The sequence below is a fragment of the Streptococcus equinus genome, assembly GCF_049393735.1.
GTDB lineage: Bacteria > Bacillota > Bacilli > Lactobacillales > Streptococcaceae > Streptococcus > Streptococcus equinus_G.
Window position 1 is genome coordinate 1,102,261 of the sequence record NZ_CP185946.1, and the last position, 17,819, is coordinate 1,120,079.

Below are 17,819 nucleotides of genomic sequence, written 5' to 3' on the forward strand. Positions count from 1 at the left end.
ATAGAATTAAATAGTTCTCCGACATTTAAAACTAACTTATTAGCAAAATCAGTTTCAAACTCATGTATGACTAGTCATACTTCTTATATTTTCTAACTCTCAGGTTAGCTTTAAACATTAGTAACGAGTTTTTCCAGCTTGAAAAGCATCAATTAATTCGATAAAGTCATCAAATAGATAACTTGCATCGTGTGGTCCAGGCGCAGCGTCTGGGTGGAATTGAACTGAGAATGCTGGGAAATCACGGTGACGAACACCTTCTACAGATTTATCATTGATTTCTTCATGAGTAACCATCAAGCAATCAGGAAGTGAGTCTCGATCAACTGCATAACCATGATTTTGACTTGTAAAATCAATACGTCCAGTAGCAATTTCTCGTACTGCGTGGTTAAATCCGCGGTGACCGAATTTCATTTTATATGTTTTGGCACCATTAGCCAAGCTGAACAATTGGTGACCCATACAAATACCGAAGATTGGAATTTTTCCTTGAACACCACGAATCATATCCAGAACTTCTGGAACATCTTCTGGGTTACCTGGACCATTTGACAACATAACACCGTCAGGATTGAGCTGAAGAATCTCATCAGCAGTAATGTTATAAGGTACAACAGTCACATTACATTTACGTTTTGAAAATTCTCGTAAAATAGAATGTTTAAGACCAAAGTCAACCAAAACAATATTTTTACCAACACCTGGTGCTGGGTAAGCAGTTTTTGTTGATACTTGCTCAATATTATTAGTCGGTAAAACTGTTGCTCGCAACTGATCTTGCAAGTGTTCAAGAGTATCTCCAGCATTTGCAAGAGTTGCTTTCATTGTACCGTGTTTTCGAATGATTTTTGTAAGCGCACGTGTATCAATTCCAGAAATTCCAGGAATATTTTTGGCTTTCAAAAATTCATCCAAAGTCATTTGATTACGCCAATTATTAGGTCGACGTGTATTTTCAGAAACGACAACCCCTTTACATGTTGGTTTAATTGATTCGTAATCATCTCGGTTGACACCGTAGTTACCCACTAGCGGGTAAGTAAATGTCAAGATTTGACCGTTATAAGACTGGTCAGTAATTGATTCTTGGTAACCTGTCATACCAGTATTAAAAACAATCTCACCTGTTACATCAAGGTCAGCTCCAAAAGCTTTCCCTTCAAAAATTGTTCCATCTTCTAAAATTAAAAGTCTTTTTGCCATTTTTATTCCTCTCGTTTGCTCTCACGGGAGCAGTTTAACGTTTTTTAGCAGACACTTCAAATAAGTAAGTGGTTAAGCTTTACCATTAAGTACAGCTTCTAAAATTGCCATTCTCACAAAAACACCATTTTGCATTTGTGTAGCAATTCTTGATTTTGGTGCTTCTACCAGTTTATCAGCAATCTCAACATCACGATTAACTGGTGCTGGGTGCATAATGATGGCAGAAGGCTTCATTTTGTCATAACGTTCGTAAGTTAGACCATAAGTTTTATGATAAGTTTCTTTTGAAAAACCACGCTCGCTATCATGACGTTCATGCTGAACACGCAACATCATCATAACATCAACTTTATCAACAATCTCATCAATTGTTACAAATTTCCCATAGACATCAAATTCACTTGAGTACCATTGTTCTGGACCAGCAAAATATAACTCTGCTCCAAGTCGTTTAAGAATTTGCATGTTTGATTTTGCAACACGAGAATGTGTGATATCACCAACAATAGCAACTTTAAGATTTTCAAAACTTCCAAACTCTTCATAAATTGTCATCAAATCAAGTAAACACTGACTTGGGTGCTGACCTGAACCGTCACCACCGTTAACAATTGCTGTTTGAATTGTTCGGCTATCAACCAACTCTTTATAATAATCTTCCATTGAGTGACGAATCACGCAGATATCAATTCCCAATGAACTCATTGTCAAAATCGTATCATACAAAGTTTCACCTTTGTTAACTGAACTTGTTTTTGCATCAAACTCGATGACATCAAGTCCAAGTTTTCTTTCAGCAACCTCAAAAGATTTGTGTGTACGAGTTGATGGTTCAAAGAAAAGATTAGCCGCAAAATATTGTCTATCTAAACTAAAGTCAACTTCGTTATTTTTAAACTGAATCCCACGTTTAATTAAGCCCAATACTTCTTCATTTGATAATGTTTCCATTGTAACCAAATGTTTTAATGAAACAACGCCATCTGTAATTGCCATTTTTTAGTCCTTTTCTGGAAGAATTTGATACAAGATAATTCCTAAAAGTGTTGAGAAAGCAACACCTGTAATTTGAAGACCAGCGACCTGTAATGTCAAACCACCGATACCAGAAACTAGGATAACACTTGCAATTAATAAATTTTTCTTATTATCAAAATCAATTTTATTTTCAACTAAAATTTTAAGACCACTTGATGCAATAACACCAAAGAGTGCAATTGAAATACCACCGATAACTGGTGTCGGAATTGATGAAAGAAGAGCTGAAATTTTTCCGATAAAGCTCATCACAACCGCAATCACAGCAGCTCCAGCGATAACATACACTGAATAGATTTTGTTAAGTGCCATAACACCGATGTTTTCACCATATGATGTTACCGGTGGAGCACCAAAGAACCCTGCGATGATTTGTGCTAAACCATCACCAGTAAGAGTGTGATCAAGACCTGGATCTTTAAAGAAGTCACGTCCTGTCAAGCTATTAAGAACCATAACGTGTCCAAAGTGCTCAGTCATTGTAACAAAAGCGATTGGAGCCATTGTCAGGATAGCACTTGGATAAAGTTTAAAGTGATAATCTACAAATAGAATGTCAAAATCTGGAACTTGGAACCAAGCTGATTTTGCAACGCCAGACAAATCAACAATACTTTGACCTGTCACAGCACCAATAATCAAGGCAAAAATATAACCAACAATCAATCCAAGAAGAATTGGAATAACACCGATGATTTTTTTACCATACATGTTAAAGAGAATAACCGCAAGCAATGTTACCATACCAATCAAAAGGTAAGTGAAATTATAAGCGCCATCTTTAAGCATTACGTCATTAACGGCTGTTGTTGCAAGGCTGAGACCGATAACGATGATGATTGGACCGACTACAACTGGTGGCAATACTTTATCAATCCAAGCATTTCCTGCAAATTTCACAATTAAGGCAACAATCAAGTAAACCAAACCACCTGCAATTGCCCCTTGAGCTACCGCAGCAATTCCATCTGTTTTCATAAGCATTTGCATTGTTGCGATATAAGCAAAACTTGAACCCATGTAAGCTGGAATTTTGTATTTGGTTACTGTCAAATGCGCTAGAGTACCTAAACCACTTGAAAATAGTGCAATCGCAGGATCAATTCCAACTAGAATTGGAACCAAAACTGTTGAACCAAACATCGCAAACAAATGTTGAAATGATAGTCCAAAAAGCATTCCTGGTTTTGGCATATCATGCACATCGTATCTCACGTTTTCCACTTTTATCACTCTCCTTAATTCTTATACTGATTAACTTGGATCAACAATGCTAACACGATCTTTACCGTCTACTTCGATAACTTCAACGATAATTTCTTCGATTGCACTTGTTGGAATGTTTTTACCAACGTAATCAGCACGAATTGGGAGTTCACGGTGTCCACGGTCAACTAATACTGCAAGGCTGACACGCGCTGGACGACCAAGACTTACCAAGTTATCAATTGCTGCACGAATTGTACGACCTGTATAAAGAACGTCATCTACCAAAATAACGTCTTTACCAGTAATATCAACTGGCATATCAGTTGTATCTTCTTCAACTTTCATATCATCTCGGAAAGGTTTGGTATCAAGGTCACCAATCGGAATATCAATACCTTCCAATTGTTTCAAACGGTCTTGAATACGACGAGCGATGTAAACACCACGTGTCTTAATACCTGCAAGAACGATATTATCAAGATTTTTATTACGCTCAATAATTTCATAAGTGATACGTGTAATTGCACGTTTCATTGTTACGCCATCAACAATTTCTTTTGTTTTCATAAACAAACCTCTCTAAATATACAAAAAATCTCCTCGTTACCAAGGAGATTCCACAAAATATAGGTACAGCTATACCAGCTGCACTTTTCTTTTACCGTTCTCTCCTTGCCTGCCTCACGGGACAGTATTAAAGGATAATATTTACTGTCTATATAATACCAAATCGTTCATCGTTTGACAAGTAATTTACGAACTTGGACAAAAAATATCTTGAAATTATTTTTAAAAGGCGAATAGAAAACAGGTAGCAACCACCTGCTTATCCTGTTTTTATCATATTTCTTACGCTTTACCGCTTCTTAATTTTTCTAGTGTTTCTTTAAAAATTTCAGGAACTTCTGCTGTAAATGTCATTGTTTCACCAGTTTTCGGATGTGTAAAGCCAAGAGTTTGCGCATGTAAAAATTGACCATGTCCTTTAAGTGTTTTACGTGGTCCATAAAGTGGATCTCCTGCAACAGGATGACCAATATAAGCCATGTGCACACGAATCTGGTGAGTACGTCCTGTCTCCAAAGTCAATTCAACTAGCGTGTAGCTTCCAAATCGTTCCAAAACTTTAAAATGCGTCACAGCAGGTTTACCCTTAGCTGTCACAGCTTGTTTTTTACGATCTTTGTCTGAACGGCCAATCGGTGCTTCAATCACACCACGATCGTTTGGAATATTTCCATGAACAATAGCAACATACTTACGAAGTGATTTTTTATCTTTCAACTCTGCTGCGAGAGCATTATGCGCAGCATCATTTTTTGCAATCATCAAAAGCCCTGAAGTATCTTTATCAATACGATGGACAATACCTGGACGGATAACACCATTAATTGATGATAAATCTTTAATGTGATACATCAATGCATTTACTAACGTACCAGATGTATGTCCAACTGATGGATGAACAACCATCCCCTGTGGTTTGTTAACTACTGCAACATCTTCATCCTCATAAATAATATCAAGTGGAATATTTTCAGCGGTATATTCCAGTACTTCTTCTTCTGGAACTTCATAAGTGACAACATCACCAACTTTAACGGCATATTTCGCTTTAACAGCTTTGCCATTTACCAAAACAGTTCCTTTTTTAATTTCATCATTAGCTTGGCTACGTGACAATTCTGTCAAATCTGCTAACGCTTTGTCCAAACGAGCACCAGCTTCTTTAATGATTAATTCCATTTTCCTCCTCTTTCCATAGGGTAATGAAAAGAATAATTACCCCAACTGTTAAATACGAATCTGCAACATTAAAAATAGCAAAATTCATAAAATCTAAGTGAACCATATCAACAACATAGCCTAGGCGCACACGATCAATAAAATTTCCTAATCCGCCTGAAATGATTAACAAAAGCCCAAACAAGAGCCAAAAATTACCTTGCAAATTTTTAACAAAATAATAACAAGCAGCGCCAACAACAGCAAAAGTAATCACCGTAAAGAACCATTGTTGATTTTGTAATATCGAGAATGCAGCACCATAATTACGCAAGTAAGTTAAACTAAAAATCCCCGGTAAAAATTTATGAACAGTGTTTAAAGGAATATGATTGACAATCCATAGCTTACTCAATTGATCTAATGCGATCAAAATTACAGCAGCTATTGGGAAATAAATTTTTCTATAGTTTTTCATTTGGTCACCTTTGGACTGAATTTTTCAAAATAATCTCTCATGACAGCAGTAAATTTTAGAGCAATTGGTGATAGATTCTTATCACGTCGTTTAATGTAAACCATTTTATTGTTCAACTTATCTTCCAGTGGAATCACAGTAATACCATTTACACTTCTACTATCTAAAAACCCTGATCCTGTTGCAAATGCATCTGTCCGCTCTAAAATACCATTTAACGTTGCCCTATCAGTCACATTGAAAATATGTGGACTATCAGAAGTGTCTACAAAGTTTTCAGAATAATAAAGATACTCATCTTTTTCTTGTGTGAAGCGCACCGTTGGCAAACCTTTTAAGTCATCCATTACAAGATTTTCTTTTTGAGCTAAAGGATGATTCTTAGCGATATAGATATGGGTTTTAAACGGAATCAATTCAATGAATTCCAAACCAAGTTTTTCCATACGCTGTAAGAGTCCCTTTCGATTTTGATTATTTAGATAAATAATCCCAATCTCGCTGTCACCTTGTGCAACCTCATCAAGGATTTGAATGGTCGTTGATTCAAAAATACGAAAATCCTTGTGTTCTGGATGAGCCTTAGAAAAAGCTGTGATTAACGGTGGCAAAAAATCATAGTGCTGACTTGCAATTGAGAATTCATCAGAATCAACTGCCGATTGCGAAAATTGCTTTTCAAACGAGTCAAAACTTTTAACAACCTCAAGTGCTTTTTCATAAAATGTCATACCATGACTGGTCAAAACAGCCCCAGTCGTTGTTCGTGTAAAAATTTGAAAACCAAGCTCACCTTCAAGATCTTTTATAGCTACTGACAAACTCGGTTGACTAACAAAAAGCTTAGAAGCTGCTTCACGAAAAGTACCGCTATTTGCAATGGCTACAACGTAGCGTAGTTGCTGTATATTCATGTCAATCATTCTTTCTAAAAAATCAATCAGCTTCATTATATCAAAATAAAGTAAAAGGCGCTATATCCAGTAAAGGTTGACTAGAACTTAAAAAGAAAAATAAAAAAGCCTGCACGAAGCAGACTCTTTTGCTAAATTATTTTGCGATTGGATAAACTGATACTTGACGTTTATCGCGACCTTTACGTTCGAAGCGAACAACACCTTCAACTTTAGCGAAAAGTGTATCGTCACCACCGCGACCTACGTTCACACCTGGGTAGATGTGAGTACCGCGTTGACGGTAAAGGATTGATCCACCTGAAACAGTTTGACCGTCAGCTGCTTTAGCACCAAGACGTTTTGCTTCAGAATCACGACCATTTGATGTAGAACCTCCACCTTTTTTGTGGGCGAAAAGTTGCAAGTTAGCAAGATTCATTTTTAACATATGTAGTGTCCTCTTTTCAAATTAGTTTGCAATGACCTTAACCGAGACAAACTCCTGAGAGTTCTCTGCCAAGTTGGTCATTCCTAAAAGAAAGCTTTCAAATAAAAGTTGAACTTTCTCATCTGTCTTTTTGGTCATACGAGAGATATCAATCTTCATATAACCACCATCAATCTCATTGACAGCTAAATCAACGTCACAATCTGTCAAAGCCTCTAGCGAATTAACTAAGTTAATCGATAAAGTTGAGACAGCTGCGCATACGATATCAAAGCCATATTCACCACTGCCGGCATGTCCAGTAAGCTCAACACTTTCTAGATTTCCTTCATGACGAATAAAAGTTGCTTGAATCATGAGAATGCTAAATTAAGCGTTGATAGCGTTGATAACAACTTTAGTGTAAGGTTGACGGTGACCTTGTTTACGGTGTGAACCTTTTTTAGGTTTGTATTTGAAAGTAACAACTTTCTTTTGTTTTCCTTGTTTTTCAACAGTACCAACAACAGAAGCTCCTTCAACAACTGGTGTACCAACAACAGTTTTTTCACCACCAACAAGAACAACTTCGTTAAATGTTACTTCTGAACCAGCTTCAACATCAAGTTTTTCAACATAGATAGCTTGACCTACTTCAACTTTAACTTGTTTTCCACCAGTTTTGATGATTGCATATGTGCTCATCGTGCACCTCCTATAAATTTTTGTTGCGGATTTTTCCGCTTGTGAAGACTCGCCTAAATCGTGAACCTCGAAAGTTTCTTAAAAACGATTTTCGTGCGGTTGCACAGGATGTGCATTTAGTCAACGTTCATATTTTAACACGTTAAGGTGATTAAAGCAAGGAATATGCTGTCTTTTTTTAGTGATAGTACGTTTTCATTCTCTATTTTTTATCATAGGATACTTTTACTAATCCTAGAACTGCTTTTTTCGTCAATTTTTCGATAGAATCTATTGCAATTATTTTATTATTTGCCATCATCTGATAAGTCTCAGTACCCTCGTGATAGTAGTATGCTGTAATGTGAAAACCATTTTTCTCATAAAAATGCACGCGCTTCAGACGCTGGTCAAAATTGTCAGCTTTTTCATCCATTGGCTCAATTGCTAGAACAACCGTACGGCTTCCTGCTAATTTTTTGATATCCTGCAAAATCTCAGAACCATATCCACGAGAGCGAATTTGCGGATTAACAGCTAAGAAGAATAAATAAACAACATCTTCATTTTGTAAAACATAGGCTAATCCAACAAAGTCATATCCATCGTAATAAGCATAAAAATCTGCCAATTCTCGGTAACTTGTCAAAAGCATCGGAACATACGGCACACGCTCAACAGCTGGAAATGCTGATAAATATAAATTTTTGACATCTCGGGAACTCTTTGAAAAAAGTTTCACCTTCTGACGCTCTAATTCCATTGTAAATTCACCAATTCATTCATTTCTTGATAGGCAGTATCAACTTTCTCTTGCATTGCTGCATCGAGCTTGTCACGATATTTACCGCCTTTAATAAAATCTTCTAAAATAAGTGTACGATAATCTGATAACACAAAACCTTCAGAACCAACTACACCTTTGCTCCAAACCCAAACCATAGTTGGATGGGCAGCTACTGTCTTAATCGTTGTTTTATTGTTTTTCTTTTCAAATGTGACATCCATCAATAAACCACGTTCTGTCCAAATATCATCAACTGTCTCCAAACGTTGGTTAGAAATAAAGTTTCCCATTGAGTAGATGATAAATTTCTTCTCACCATTTTTTTCGATTGTTTCTGATGGTTCTACCACGTGTGGATGACCGCCGAAAATGACATCTGCACCCCAATCAATCATCTTGTGGTAAAGTGTCACTTGTTCTTGAGTTGGTTCGCGTTGATATTCAACACCCATTTGAGGCATGACGATAGTTACATCAGCTTTCTTTTCTGCTTCTTGAATTTCAGACTTCATCTTATCTTCATCTAAATCAGACATGTGTTTTTCATAGTCACTTGAAGAAAGATTGGCTTCTAAACCGTTGTAAGCGTAAGAATAACCTAAGATTGCAATTTTGATGCCATTGACATTTTTAATCAAAATATCTTCTTTGTCACGATTATTTTTGTAGACTCCGATACTTGGCATACCAAGTTTATCAAATGTTTTTACAGTATTAATGGCACCTGAAAGCCCTGAATCCAAAATATGATTATGGGCTAAATCAACGACATCATAACCTGTATCTTTCATTGCATCAGCAATTTCACTCGGTGCATTAAATAGCGGGTAACCTGCTAGAGGATAATCAGGACTAATTGTTCCTTCATAGTCCCCAATCGCTAAATCTGCGCTGGAAATCCAATCTTTAGCATACTCAAAGAAAGGCTTGAAATCATACGTTCCATCAGATTGCTCCGCACTGCCATAAAGCCCGTTATGAATCAGAATATCCCCATTTGCCATAACACGAGCAGTCTTAACTTTTTTGGAGCTAACTTTTGCTTGATTAACACTACTTGCCGCATGCTTTTCAAAAGTCAAACCATAAATGGCACTTCCAAGCAAACTAACCAGTAAAAAGGCTAAGCAAGCTAATGTTGTTTTTTTGTAAATCATCCTGTCTAACATCTTAGTCATACCTCCATGGGCATATTATACCATTTTATGATTAGGCTTTCAGGCTTTAACTGGCACAGAAAAAGCCATCTTAGATGGCTTTTGTATTATAGTAAGTCATCGATTAAATCATCGACTTCATCATGTTCAGCTTGAGGTGTAATTGTTGTCACTTTGATACCAGCAACTGCACGTTCAACAAGTCCTTCAACATCCATACGTTTTTCGTATTGTTCAACATTTTTGATTTTGGGATTTGTTTTTGGACGGTCTGGTGCAAAGATTGTACAGCAATCTTCAAATGGTTGGATTGAAATATCAAAAGTATCGATTTTTTGTGCGATATCAATAATTTCCAATTTATCCATGGTAACAACAGGGCGAATAATTGGTGTTGCAGTTACAGCATTAATAGCTCGCATACTTTCAAGTGTTTGACTAGCAACTTGACCAAGGCTTTCACCATTGATGATAACCAAACCATTACGTTCTTCACGAATTCGGTCTGTAATACGCATCATGAAACGACGTGTCAAAGTCATCAAGTAAGCTTCTGGTGCTTTTTCTTTGATTTCTTCTTGGATTTCAGTAAATGGAACTTCGATGAAATCAATATTTCCACCAAATTTTGTCAATTTACGTGTTAAATCTTGAGCTTTTTTAAGAGCACCTGGGCTAGTATATGGTGGGCTTGCAAAGTGGACAGCCTCGATATCAACACCACGTTTAAGTGCAAGGTATCCAGCAACTGGTGAATCAATACCACCAGAAAGCATTAACATACCACGACCTGCAGTTCCTACAGGAAGACCTCCAGCTCCTTTAATGTTTTCATATGAAAGGTAAGCTGCTTCTTCACGAATTTCAACTTTTAAGTTGACATCTGGACCTTTCATTTGCGCTTGAATATCTGGTAAGACTTCAAAAACAGCAGAGCCAAGGTATTGGTTTAACTCACGACTGTCCATTTCAAAGTTATGGTCACTACGTTTACTTGTGATTTTGAAAGTAAGCCCTTCACGATAAACGTCTTTCATCACATCTTGAACAGCTTTTTTGATTGTTTCAAGATTTTTTTCGACCTTGTAAGATGGTGAAAATGCTTGAATCCCGAAAATTTGTTTCAATGATTCAGCAACTGGTACGTAGTCTGTTCCATTCAAATAAATGTGAGCGCGGTCGCGGTCTGCCACAACTCTGACATCAGGATAAATTGAAAGAACATGTTTCATGTTACGTTTCAACTTATTGATGAAACGCATGCGGTTCTTACCTTTTGTTGATAATTCGCCGTAGCGAACCATGATTTCTGAGTATTGCATAGTTTATTAAAGAGAGAACTCTCTTTATCCTTTCTTCTTATTATCTAACTTTTTTTGTTTTTTCGTAAACTTGTTTGAAAATCGTTAAGAATTGCTCAACTTGCCCCATATCATTGTCATCGTCAAGACTGATACGCACTGCTGATTGAGCTTGTTTTGTTGGAACTCCCATAGCAATCAAAGTTCCAGCTGGTTTTCCAGCTTTTGATGAACATGCTGACGTTGTGGAAATGTAGATTTCGTGCTCTTCAAAAGCATGAACAACAACTTCACCTCGGACACCTTTAATACCAAAAGTTAAGATATTCGGTGCAAAATCACTTCCCTTGCCAGAGAAAATCATAATATCCTCGTGTTTTGCAAGTTCATCATAAATGATTTCTTTCATTTTGGCAATTTTTGGAAGAGCAAATTCTTCTTTATCTGTTACCAAACGAAGAGCTTTAGCTGTCGCTGCAATTCCGGCAACATTTTCAGTAGTTGAACGAAGGTCTCCTTCTTGCCCGCCACCAGCTAGCAATGGATTTAATTTCTTGCCTTCTTTTTTGTAAATGAATCCAACACCACGAACACTGTGGAATTTGTGACCAGAAAAACTTGCAAAATCAACGCGTTCTGTCAAATATTCATTCACAGGGATTTTACCAATTGCTTGTACTGCATCCACGTGGAAAGAGATTCCAGGTTTGTCAGCTAATAATTCTGAAATAGCATGAATTGGTTGGATTGAGCCGATTTCATTATTGACTGCCATGATTGACACCAAAGTAGTATCTGGACGCAAGAGCTCAGCTAATTTATCAACATCAACAAAGCCTTTATCATTAACAGGCGCATATGAAACTTCAAATCCGTGTTCTGCTAACCATTTTGCAGATTCTTTGACAGCAGGATGTTCGATGTCTGATACAATAATGTGTTTCCCATAACGCTCTTTCTCAAAGGCAACACCTTTTAACACCCAGTTATCACCTTCTGTACCGCCAGAAGTGAAAATAATCTCTGTATTTTTGACACCAAGTAAGTCGGCAATTTGTTTACGACTAGCTTCTAGAATACGACTAGCTTTTGTGCCAAGATTGTGTAAACTTGATGGATTTCCATAAATCTTAGTTGCCACTTCCTGATATGTTCGTAAAACCTCAGGATAAGGAATTGTAGTGGCAGAGTTATCAAAGTAAATCATTTTTTCTTCCTTCACAAAAAAATCAATACTACCATTATAGCACAGTCTATCAAAAGTGTGAAAGCTTTAATACTAAGTTTTTAAGGCTTATTTTAAGAATCACTGATAAAATATTTTATAAAAGACAGCTATTTTATACTAGACATTTAAAATGAAAAAACTATAATAGAATCATACGCGAAAAAGGAGTTAAAAATGTCTCAACATTATTCAAGACGTCAAAAATCATCAAATGAGGATAAGGAACCAACTCCGGCAAGACATATCAAAAAAGGTTTTTCAGCCTTTCAAAAAACAGTTGCCCTAATCGGTTCTATTCTTAGTATCATTGTGGCAAGTATTACGATTACTAATGCTCTTAAAGGCTCATCAGCAACTAAGCCAACTGACAAATCAACGACAACTGTTGTCATCAAAGGTGGCAATAACAGCAAAACTGACACTTCAGCATCCTCAGCTTATTCTGATGATACTGATAATGATTCAGGCACAGTTAATAATACTTACAATGACGATGCTAACACAACTTACAGTTCAAGTTCAGATACTACATACAATTATAGTTCTGACGATAGTCAAAGTGACAGCACACAAAGCAGTGCAGCAACTTCTGATGACACTGCAAGTAGTGCCACTGAAACTACTGAATAAGTTACTAACGGAAGGAGACATACTATCTCTCCTTCTTTTTTTATAAGGTATTAATAACAATGAACTACACTACTACACTTAATTGGATTCATTCTCACAAAGCTAATGGCAGAAGACCTAGTTTAGATCGGATGCGCTATTTGCTTGGTTTACTTGATAATCCCCAAGATAAATTTCCAGCTGTCCATGTTGTTGGAACAAACGGCAAGGGCTCAACAACGAGCTTCTTGCAGCATATTTTAACAAGTTCAGGATATAAGGCTGGCACATTCACTTCTCCATTTATCACGCGCTTTAACGAACGTATTGCGGTTAATGGAGAACAAATTTCAGATACTGATTTAGTTTTGACAGCACAAGCTGTTAAACCAATTGTTGAATCAGATTCCTTTCAAGAAAAAGTTGGAAAAGTGACTGAATTTGAATTGGTCACAGCTCTGATGTTTTACTATTTTGCTAACATTAATCCAGTTGATATTGCGGTAATTGAAGCTGGAATTGGCGGAACATTCGACTCAACCAACGTTTTCACTGCTCAAGCAGTCATTTGCCCTTCAATTAGTATCGACCATCAAGACACGCTCGGAAATACTTTGGCAGAAATCGCAGGTCATAAAGCTGGTGTTTTAAAACCAAATGTGCCATTCATTTTTGGAAAAATGGCTCCTGAAGTTAGAGAAGTTTTTTACAAAAAATCAACTTTGCTGGACTGCCCGACATATGAGATTGGCAAGGATTTTTTTGTCACAGAAAGTCAAAAAACATTTACTTTTACTCAAAATGATTTCTCTATCTCAGATATTTCGCTGAAAATGCTTGGCAAACACCAAAAATCTAATGCAGCTCTTGCAGCTATGACGGCATTAATTCTTCAAGATAAATTTTCAAAAATCAACAAAGATAGTATTAAAAAGGGTCTAGAAAATACCACTTGGGCAGGACGATGTGAATTAATGACTCCAAACCTCATGTTAGACGGCGCCCATAACGAAGATTCCATCGCAAAATTAGTCGACGTTCTCAAAAATGAATTCTCTGGAAAACATATTCACATTCTTTTTGCAGGATTAAGTCGTAAACCTTTAGATACTATGCTTGAAGAGTTATCAGATTTTGACTTGTGTGTCACAACTTTTAATTTCTATCAAGCTCAGGCTCTTTCTGACTATCCCGATAAATATCAAAAAACCCCAAATTATAAAAAATGGTTAGAACAAGCAGAGAAAAATCCTAACGACATCTTTGTCGTCACAGGCTCTCTTTATTTTATTTCAGAGGTGCGTAACTACATATTAAATCAGTAATCCCATCTAATTTAGATGGGATTTCTTTTTTATTAATTCAGACTTTCTGCAAATTTTCGTTTGATAAAATTAGCTGAGTTTTCTAGCTTAGCTTCTTCGTCTTCTGGAAGAGTCAATTTAATTTGTTCAACAATACCATCTCGACCGACAATTGCTGGATAACTAAGATAAGTATCAAGTGGCTCATAGTAATTTGAAACTGGCAGTTCTTCATGACTATCAGAAACTACCGCAATTGCCAAACGAATAGCTGCACTTGCAATACCATAACTTGTGTATTTTTTACCATAAAAGACAGTGTGACCACCAACCATTGCTTCGTGTGCAATTTCTTCCAAGGTTGCTTCGTCTGTAAATGTTGAAATTGGTTGCCCTTTAACACGTACTTGACTCCAAGCTGTAAACTGAGAATTTCCATGTTCGCCTAAATTATAACCATAAACACTGCGAGCATCAGCTCCAAAACGTTCTGAAACTGCACGTTTCATTCGGGCAGTATCAAGTAGTGTTCCTGTACCAATGACACGTTCTTTAGGAAGACCAGAATAGTGTTGATAAAGGCTAGTAATGACATCGACAGGATTTGAAATGGCAATGATAATTCCGTTAAACCCTACTTCTTTTAATTTTTTAGCAACTGCGGGAACTTCTTTTGCAGTGAAAGGCAACTCAGCAAAGCGATCAGCGTTAGGGTTATCTTGAAGTTTGATATTTCCCAAAGCTGAGATGACAACATCCGCATCAGCTAGAGCATTATAGTCATTAACTACAATATTTGCATGTTGATTAAGATTTGCTGCAGCATCTCTAAAATCAACTGCATCAGCAGTTACTTTTTTCTCATTGATATCAATTAAGACGTAATCATCAAAAGCACCCTGTGCAATCAGACCGTGAGCAACTGTAGAGCCAACATGACCCACTCCAATAATTCCAACTTTACGTGACATAGAACAACCTCCTCATAAAAGTTAACACTCATTATAGACCTTTACGAATAAAAACACGAAAAAAACCTAACACAAAATGTTAGGTTGCAATCATTATTTCAAAAGGTCTTGAAGTGGACCGAAAATAATTTTTTCAAGGTCTGAAACATACACAGACAAAGATTGTTGAGCACCAAGATATGCTTTCAAAATTGGGTTTGCTTCAATTTTTGCACCCAATTCTTGCATCTTAGTCTGCTCATCACCTGTAGGCATTTGTCCTGATTGTAATTTTGCGTAGAGTCCTTGTTGAAATTCAGTAAATTCTTTGAACAAAGCTTTTGCTTCGGCATCTCCATCAATTGCTGCGCGGCACTCTTGCGCTTTTTTGTATTCTGGAAGAACGCGAATTTCACGTTCCAATTCGTTTGCTAAATCATAAATATTTGCCATGATAATTCTCCTTAATTAATATGTACTTTATAGTTTGTTTTTTCTGTGATAACTTTTCTAGCGTGCTCCAAATCTTTAGCACTCTTAAAGGAAATTTGTAAAATACCGTTAATATCTTCACGATTTTCTTCATTAATATGAATATTGACCAAAGAAATCCCTCGAAGTAATTCCAAAATTTCTAGAATAACATCTTCCTTATCCGGAACGTCGACAAAAATATCAAAGGCACTTTCTACCCCACCGCGTTTATGGATACGCATTGCCTTACGAGTCTCTCTAGCTTGGTTGAAATAATTCCAAATAGCGTCACCATTACCCTGAGCAATCAATTCTTTTACACTATCAAGTCGTGATTTGAAATCATCAATACGTTCCATAACAGCTGTCTGATTGGTCAAAAGAATACTCGTCCACATACCAGGCTCACTCTCAGCAATACGTGTCATATCACGAAAAGCACCTGCAGCAAAATGATTTGTCATCTCATGCTCACAAGCATAATCACCTGCTTGTTCCATCAGACTTGCTGCTAAAATATGCGGAAAATGCGAAATCTGACTAGTGACACGGTCGTGCTCACAAGCATCAATTTCTACAAAACGAGCATGCAAGCCAGATAAAATTTCTTTCATCTCATCAATAGTGCCAATTGCTGTTAATGGCGATGGTGTAAAAATATAATAAGCATTTTCAAATAAATTGACATCTGCCGCAATCGCACCAGACTTGTGTGAACCAGCCATTGGGTGTGAACCAACAAATCTAACATTTTTTCCAGTTAAATACTTTTCTCCAGCTTCGACGATTTCTCGTTTTGTTGACCCTGCATCAGTGATGATGACATTGTCCTTCAAATCCATTTCAGCTAAATCTTTTATAAATTCAATAGTCTGTTTGATAGGGACAGCTAAAATAATCACATCAGCTTGCGATGCAAATGCTTTAAAATCACCCGTAGCCTCATCAACAATTCCTCTTTCCAGAGCAACGTTTCGCGATTTGTCAGAACGATTATAGCCTAAAATTTTATAGTCAGGATGGTCACGCTTAATTCCTAGCGCAAGCGATGCACCAATTAATCCTAAACCAGCAACATAAATCACTTTATTTTCCATAATTTCTCCATTTCCGGAATCTACAATCTTTATAGAAATAATGGAGAGCTTATGCTCTCCATGTCAACTGTTTATGCATTAAAAATGTTTGACATAATCACGGTGACGGGCAACAGCTTCTCTTAATTCTTCAAGATTATCAGAAGAGAATTTCTCAAGAATCTCATCAGCAATGACAGTTGCTACAACTGCCTCCATAACAACTCCAGCTGCTGGAAGAGCAGTCGGATCTGAACGTTCAACTGTTGCTTTATACGGTTCATGAGTTTCAATATCAACTGACATCAAAGGTTTATAAAGTGTCGGTATTGGTTTCATAACACCACGAACAACAATAGGCTGTCCATTTGTCATACCACCTTCAAAACCACCAAGATTATTCGTGCGACGTGTATAGCCTTCTTCTTCATTCCAAAGGATTTCATCCATTACTTGGCTACCCTTGAGATATCCATCTTTGAAGCCCAAGCCAAATTCAACACCTTTAAAAGCATTGATAGAAACAACAGCACCTGCAATCTTAGCATCGAGTTTCTTATCCCATTGAACATATGAACCAAGTCCAACTGGAACTCCTCCGACAACTGTCTCGACGACACCGCCAATTGTGTCACCATCTTTTTTAATCTGGTCAATATAGTCTTTGATTTCTTGCTCTCGTTCTTGATTAACGATTGAAACTTCAGACTGACTTGCTAATTCTCGAATTTGAGAAACAGTAAGCCCCTCTGGGACATCAATTTCTTTGCCACCAAAAACAACAACATGATTAGCAATTTCAACATCAAGTTCTGCTAAAATGCGTTTTGCAACTGCTCCTACTGCTACACGCATTGTTGTTTCACGCGCTGATGAGCGTTCAAGGGAGTTTCGCAAATCTTCAAAGCGATATTTCATGCCTCCAACCAAGTCAGCATGCCCTGGACGTGGGTGCGTGATTTTTCGTTTGGTTTTCAGAGAATCATCAATATCCTCAACCGCCATAATATCAAGCCACTTTTCATGGTCCTTATTAATGACATTCAGAGTAATGGGAGCTCCCGTAGTTTTTCCGTGACGTACACCAGAAGTAATTTCGACTTTATCTGACTCAATTTTCATACGACCGCCACGGCCATATCCACCTTGGCGTCGTTTCAAATCGACATTAATATCTTCAGCAGTCAGTGGGAGTCCTGCAGGAACTCCTTCAATAATTGCAGTTAAACGTGGTCCGTGGGATTCACCGGCTGTCAAATATCTCATA

The 17,819-nt window shown here is 37.1% G+C and carries 20 protein-coding genes and 1 other annotated feature; of the genes, 2 read left to right on the forward strand and 18 right to left on the reverse strand.

Going from position 1 to position 17,819, the window contains the following annotated elements; genetic code table 11:
- Window positions 1-117: 117 nt before the first annotated feature.
- The 14 genes from ACNTMY_RS05510 to ACNTMY_RS05575 form a co-directional block, all read right to left on the reverse strand.
- Window positions 118-1,206 (reverse strand): carbamoyl phosphate synthase small subunit, encoded by a 1,089-nt coding sequence (locus ACNTMY_RS05510; protein WP_423215692.1) that lies wholly within the window; start codon window positions 1,204-1,206, stop codon window positions 118-120.
- Window positions 1,207-1,278: 72 nt separating this feature from the next.
- Window positions 1,279-2,205 carry an aspartate carbamoyltransferase catalytic subunit gene (locus ACNTMY_RS05515; protein WP_423215693.1) on the reverse strand — a complete coding sequence of 309 codons (927 nt, stop codon included), beginning with the start codon at window positions 2,203-2,205 and terminating at the stop codon, window positions 1,279-1,281.
- A 3-nt stretch (window positions 2,206-2,208) separates the two neighbouring features.
- A complete protein-coding gene (locus tag ACNTMY_RS05520) occupies window positions 2,209-3,471 on the reverse strand; it encodes a uracil-xanthine permease family protein (protein WP_081341112.1) in 1,263 nt (420 codons plus the stop codon).
- A 30-nt stretch (window positions 3,472-3,501) separates the two neighbouring features.
- Entirely contained in the window at window positions 3,502-4,023 is a 522-nt protein-coding gene (pyrR, locus tag ACNTMY_RS05525; protein WP_021142526.1) for a bifunctional pyr operon transcriptional regulator/uracil phosphoribosyltransferase PyrR, read from the reverse strand.
- Window positions 4,024-4,305: 282 nt separating this feature from the next.
- The gene (locus ACNTMY_RS05530; RefSeq protein ID WP_074479602.1) at window positions 4,306-5,202 is read right to left on the reverse strand and encodes an RluA family pseudouridine synthase; all 897 of its coding nucleotides are present in this window, start codon (window positions 5,200-5,202) and stop codon (window positions 4,306-4,308) included.
- Window positions 5,186-5,659 carry a signal peptidase II gene (gene lspA, locus ACNTMY_RS05535; RefSeq protein ID WP_423215694.1) on the reverse strand — a complete coding sequence of 158 codons (474 nt, stop codon included), beginning with the start codon at window positions 5,657-5,659 and terminating at the stop codon, window positions 5,186-5,188. The genes ACNTMY_RS05530 and lspA overlap by 17 nt, the downstream gene beginning before the upstream one ends.
- On the reverse strand, window positions 5,656-6,573 hold the full coding sequence (locus ACNTMY_RS05540) for a LysR family transcriptional regulator (protein WP_423216866.1): 918 nt from the start codon (window positions 6,571-6,573) through the stop codon (window positions 5,656-5,658). Before ACNTMY_RS05540 ends, lspA begins: the two co-directional genes overlap by 4 nt.
- Window positions 6,574-6,709: 136 nt before the next feature.
- Window positions 6,710-7,003: a 50S ribosomal protein L27 gene (gene rpmA / locus ACNTMY_RS05545; RefSeq protein ID WP_004232221.1), complete on the reverse strand. Its 294-nt coding sequence runs from the start codon at window positions 7,001-7,003 to the stop codon at window positions 6,710-6,712.
- Window positions 7,004-7,024: 21 nt separating this feature from the next.
- Window positions 7,025-7,360: a ribosomal-processing cysteine protease Prp gene (locus ACNTMY_RS05550; protein ID WP_423215695.1), complete on the reverse strand. Its 336-nt coding sequence runs from the start codon at window positions 7,358-7,360 to the stop codon at window positions 7,025-7,027.
- A 12-nt stretch (window positions 7,361-7,372) separates the two neighbouring features.
- Complete coding sequence (gene rplU / locus ACNTMY_RS05555) at window positions 7,373-7,687, reverse strand: 50S ribosomal protein L21 (RefSeq protein ID WP_004232223.1); 315 nt, start codon at window positions 7,685-7,687, stop codon at window positions 7,373-7,375.
- 35 nt (window positions 7,688-7,722) lie between these two features.
- Window positions 7,723-7,798 (reverse strand) — a sequence feature (ribosomal protein L21 leader region).
- Window positions 7,799-7,889: 91 nt separating this feature from the next.
- A complete protein-coding gene (locus tag ACNTMY_RS05560; RefSeq protein WP_423215696.1) occupies window positions 7,890-8,429 on the reverse strand; it encodes a GNAT family N-acetyltransferase in 540 nt (179 codons plus the stop codon).
- Entirely contained in the window at window positions 8,420-9,622 is a 1,203-nt protein-coding gene (locus ACNTMY_RS05565; protein WP_423216867.1) for a CapA family protein, read from the reverse strand. The genes ACNTMY_RS05560 and ACNTMY_RS05565 overlap by 10 nt, the downstream gene beginning before the upstream one ends.
- Before the next feature lie 95 nt (window positions 9,623-9,717).
- On the reverse strand, window positions 9,718-10,932 hold the full coding sequence (gene thiI / locus ACNTMY_RS05570; RefSeq protein WP_021142534.1) for a tRNA uracil 4-sulfurtransferase ThiI: 1,215 nt from the start codon (window positions 10,930-10,932) through the stop codon (window positions 9,718-9,720).
- A 40-nt stretch (window positions 10,933-10,972) separates the two neighbouring features.
- A complete protein-coding gene (locus tag ACNTMY_RS05575; RefSeq protein ID WP_423215697.1) occupies window positions 10,973-12,118 on the reverse strand; it encodes a cysteine desulfurase family protein in 1,146 nt (381 codons plus the stop codon).
- A gap of 195 nt (window positions 12,119-12,313) precedes the next feature.
- Between ACNTMY_RS05575 and ACNTMY_RS05580 the strand changes: the two genes are divergently transcribed.
- The gene (locus tag ACNTMY_RS05580) at window positions 12,314-12,769 is read left to right on the forward strand and encodes a DUF6556 family protein (protein ID WP_423215698.1); all 456 of its coding nucleotides are present in this window, start codon (window positions 12,314-12,316) and stop codon (window positions 12,767-12,769) included.
- Between the two features lie 59 nt (window positions 12,770-12,828).
- The gene (locus ACNTMY_RS05585) at window positions 12,829-14,073 is read left to right on the forward strand and encodes a bifunctional folylpolyglutamate synthase/dihydrofolate synthase (protein ID WP_423215699.1); all 1,245 of its coding nucleotides are present in this window, start codon (window positions 12,829-12,831) and stop codon (window positions 14,071-14,073) included.
- Window positions 14,074-14,105: 32 nt separating this feature from the next.
- On the opposite strand, the gene ACNTMY_RS05590 is transcribed toward ACNTMY_RS05585, so the two are convergent.
- From ACNTMY_RS05590 to aroC, 4 genes are all read right to left on the reverse strand, one after another.
- Window positions 14,106-15,023, reverse strand: a complete 918-nt coding sequence (locus tag ACNTMY_RS05590) for an L-lactate dehydrogenase (protein WP_423215700.1) — start codon at window positions 15,021-15,023, stop codon at window positions 14,106-14,108.
- 93 nt (window positions 15,024-15,116) lie between these two features.
- Window positions 15,117-15,455, reverse strand: a complete 339-nt coding sequence (locus ACNTMY_RS05595; RefSeq protein WP_004232255.1) for a YlbF/YmcA family competence regulator — start codon at window positions 15,453-15,455, stop codon at window positions 15,117-15,119.
- 11 nt (window positions 15,456-15,466) lie between these two features.
- Window positions 15,467-16,573, reverse strand: a complete 1,107-nt coding sequence (locus tag ACNTMY_RS05600; protein WP_423215701.1) for a prephenate dehydrogenase — start codon at window positions 16,571-16,573, stop codon at window positions 15,467-15,469.
- Window positions 16,574-16,651: 78 nt separating this feature from the next.
- Window positions 16,652-17,818: a chorismate synthase gene (gene aroC, locus ACNTMY_RS05605; RefSeq protein ID WP_423215702.1), complete on the reverse strand. Its 1,167-nt coding sequence runs from the start codon at window positions 17,816-17,818 to the stop codon at window positions 16,652-16,654.
- Between the last annotated feature and the right edge of the window lies 1 nt (window position 17,819).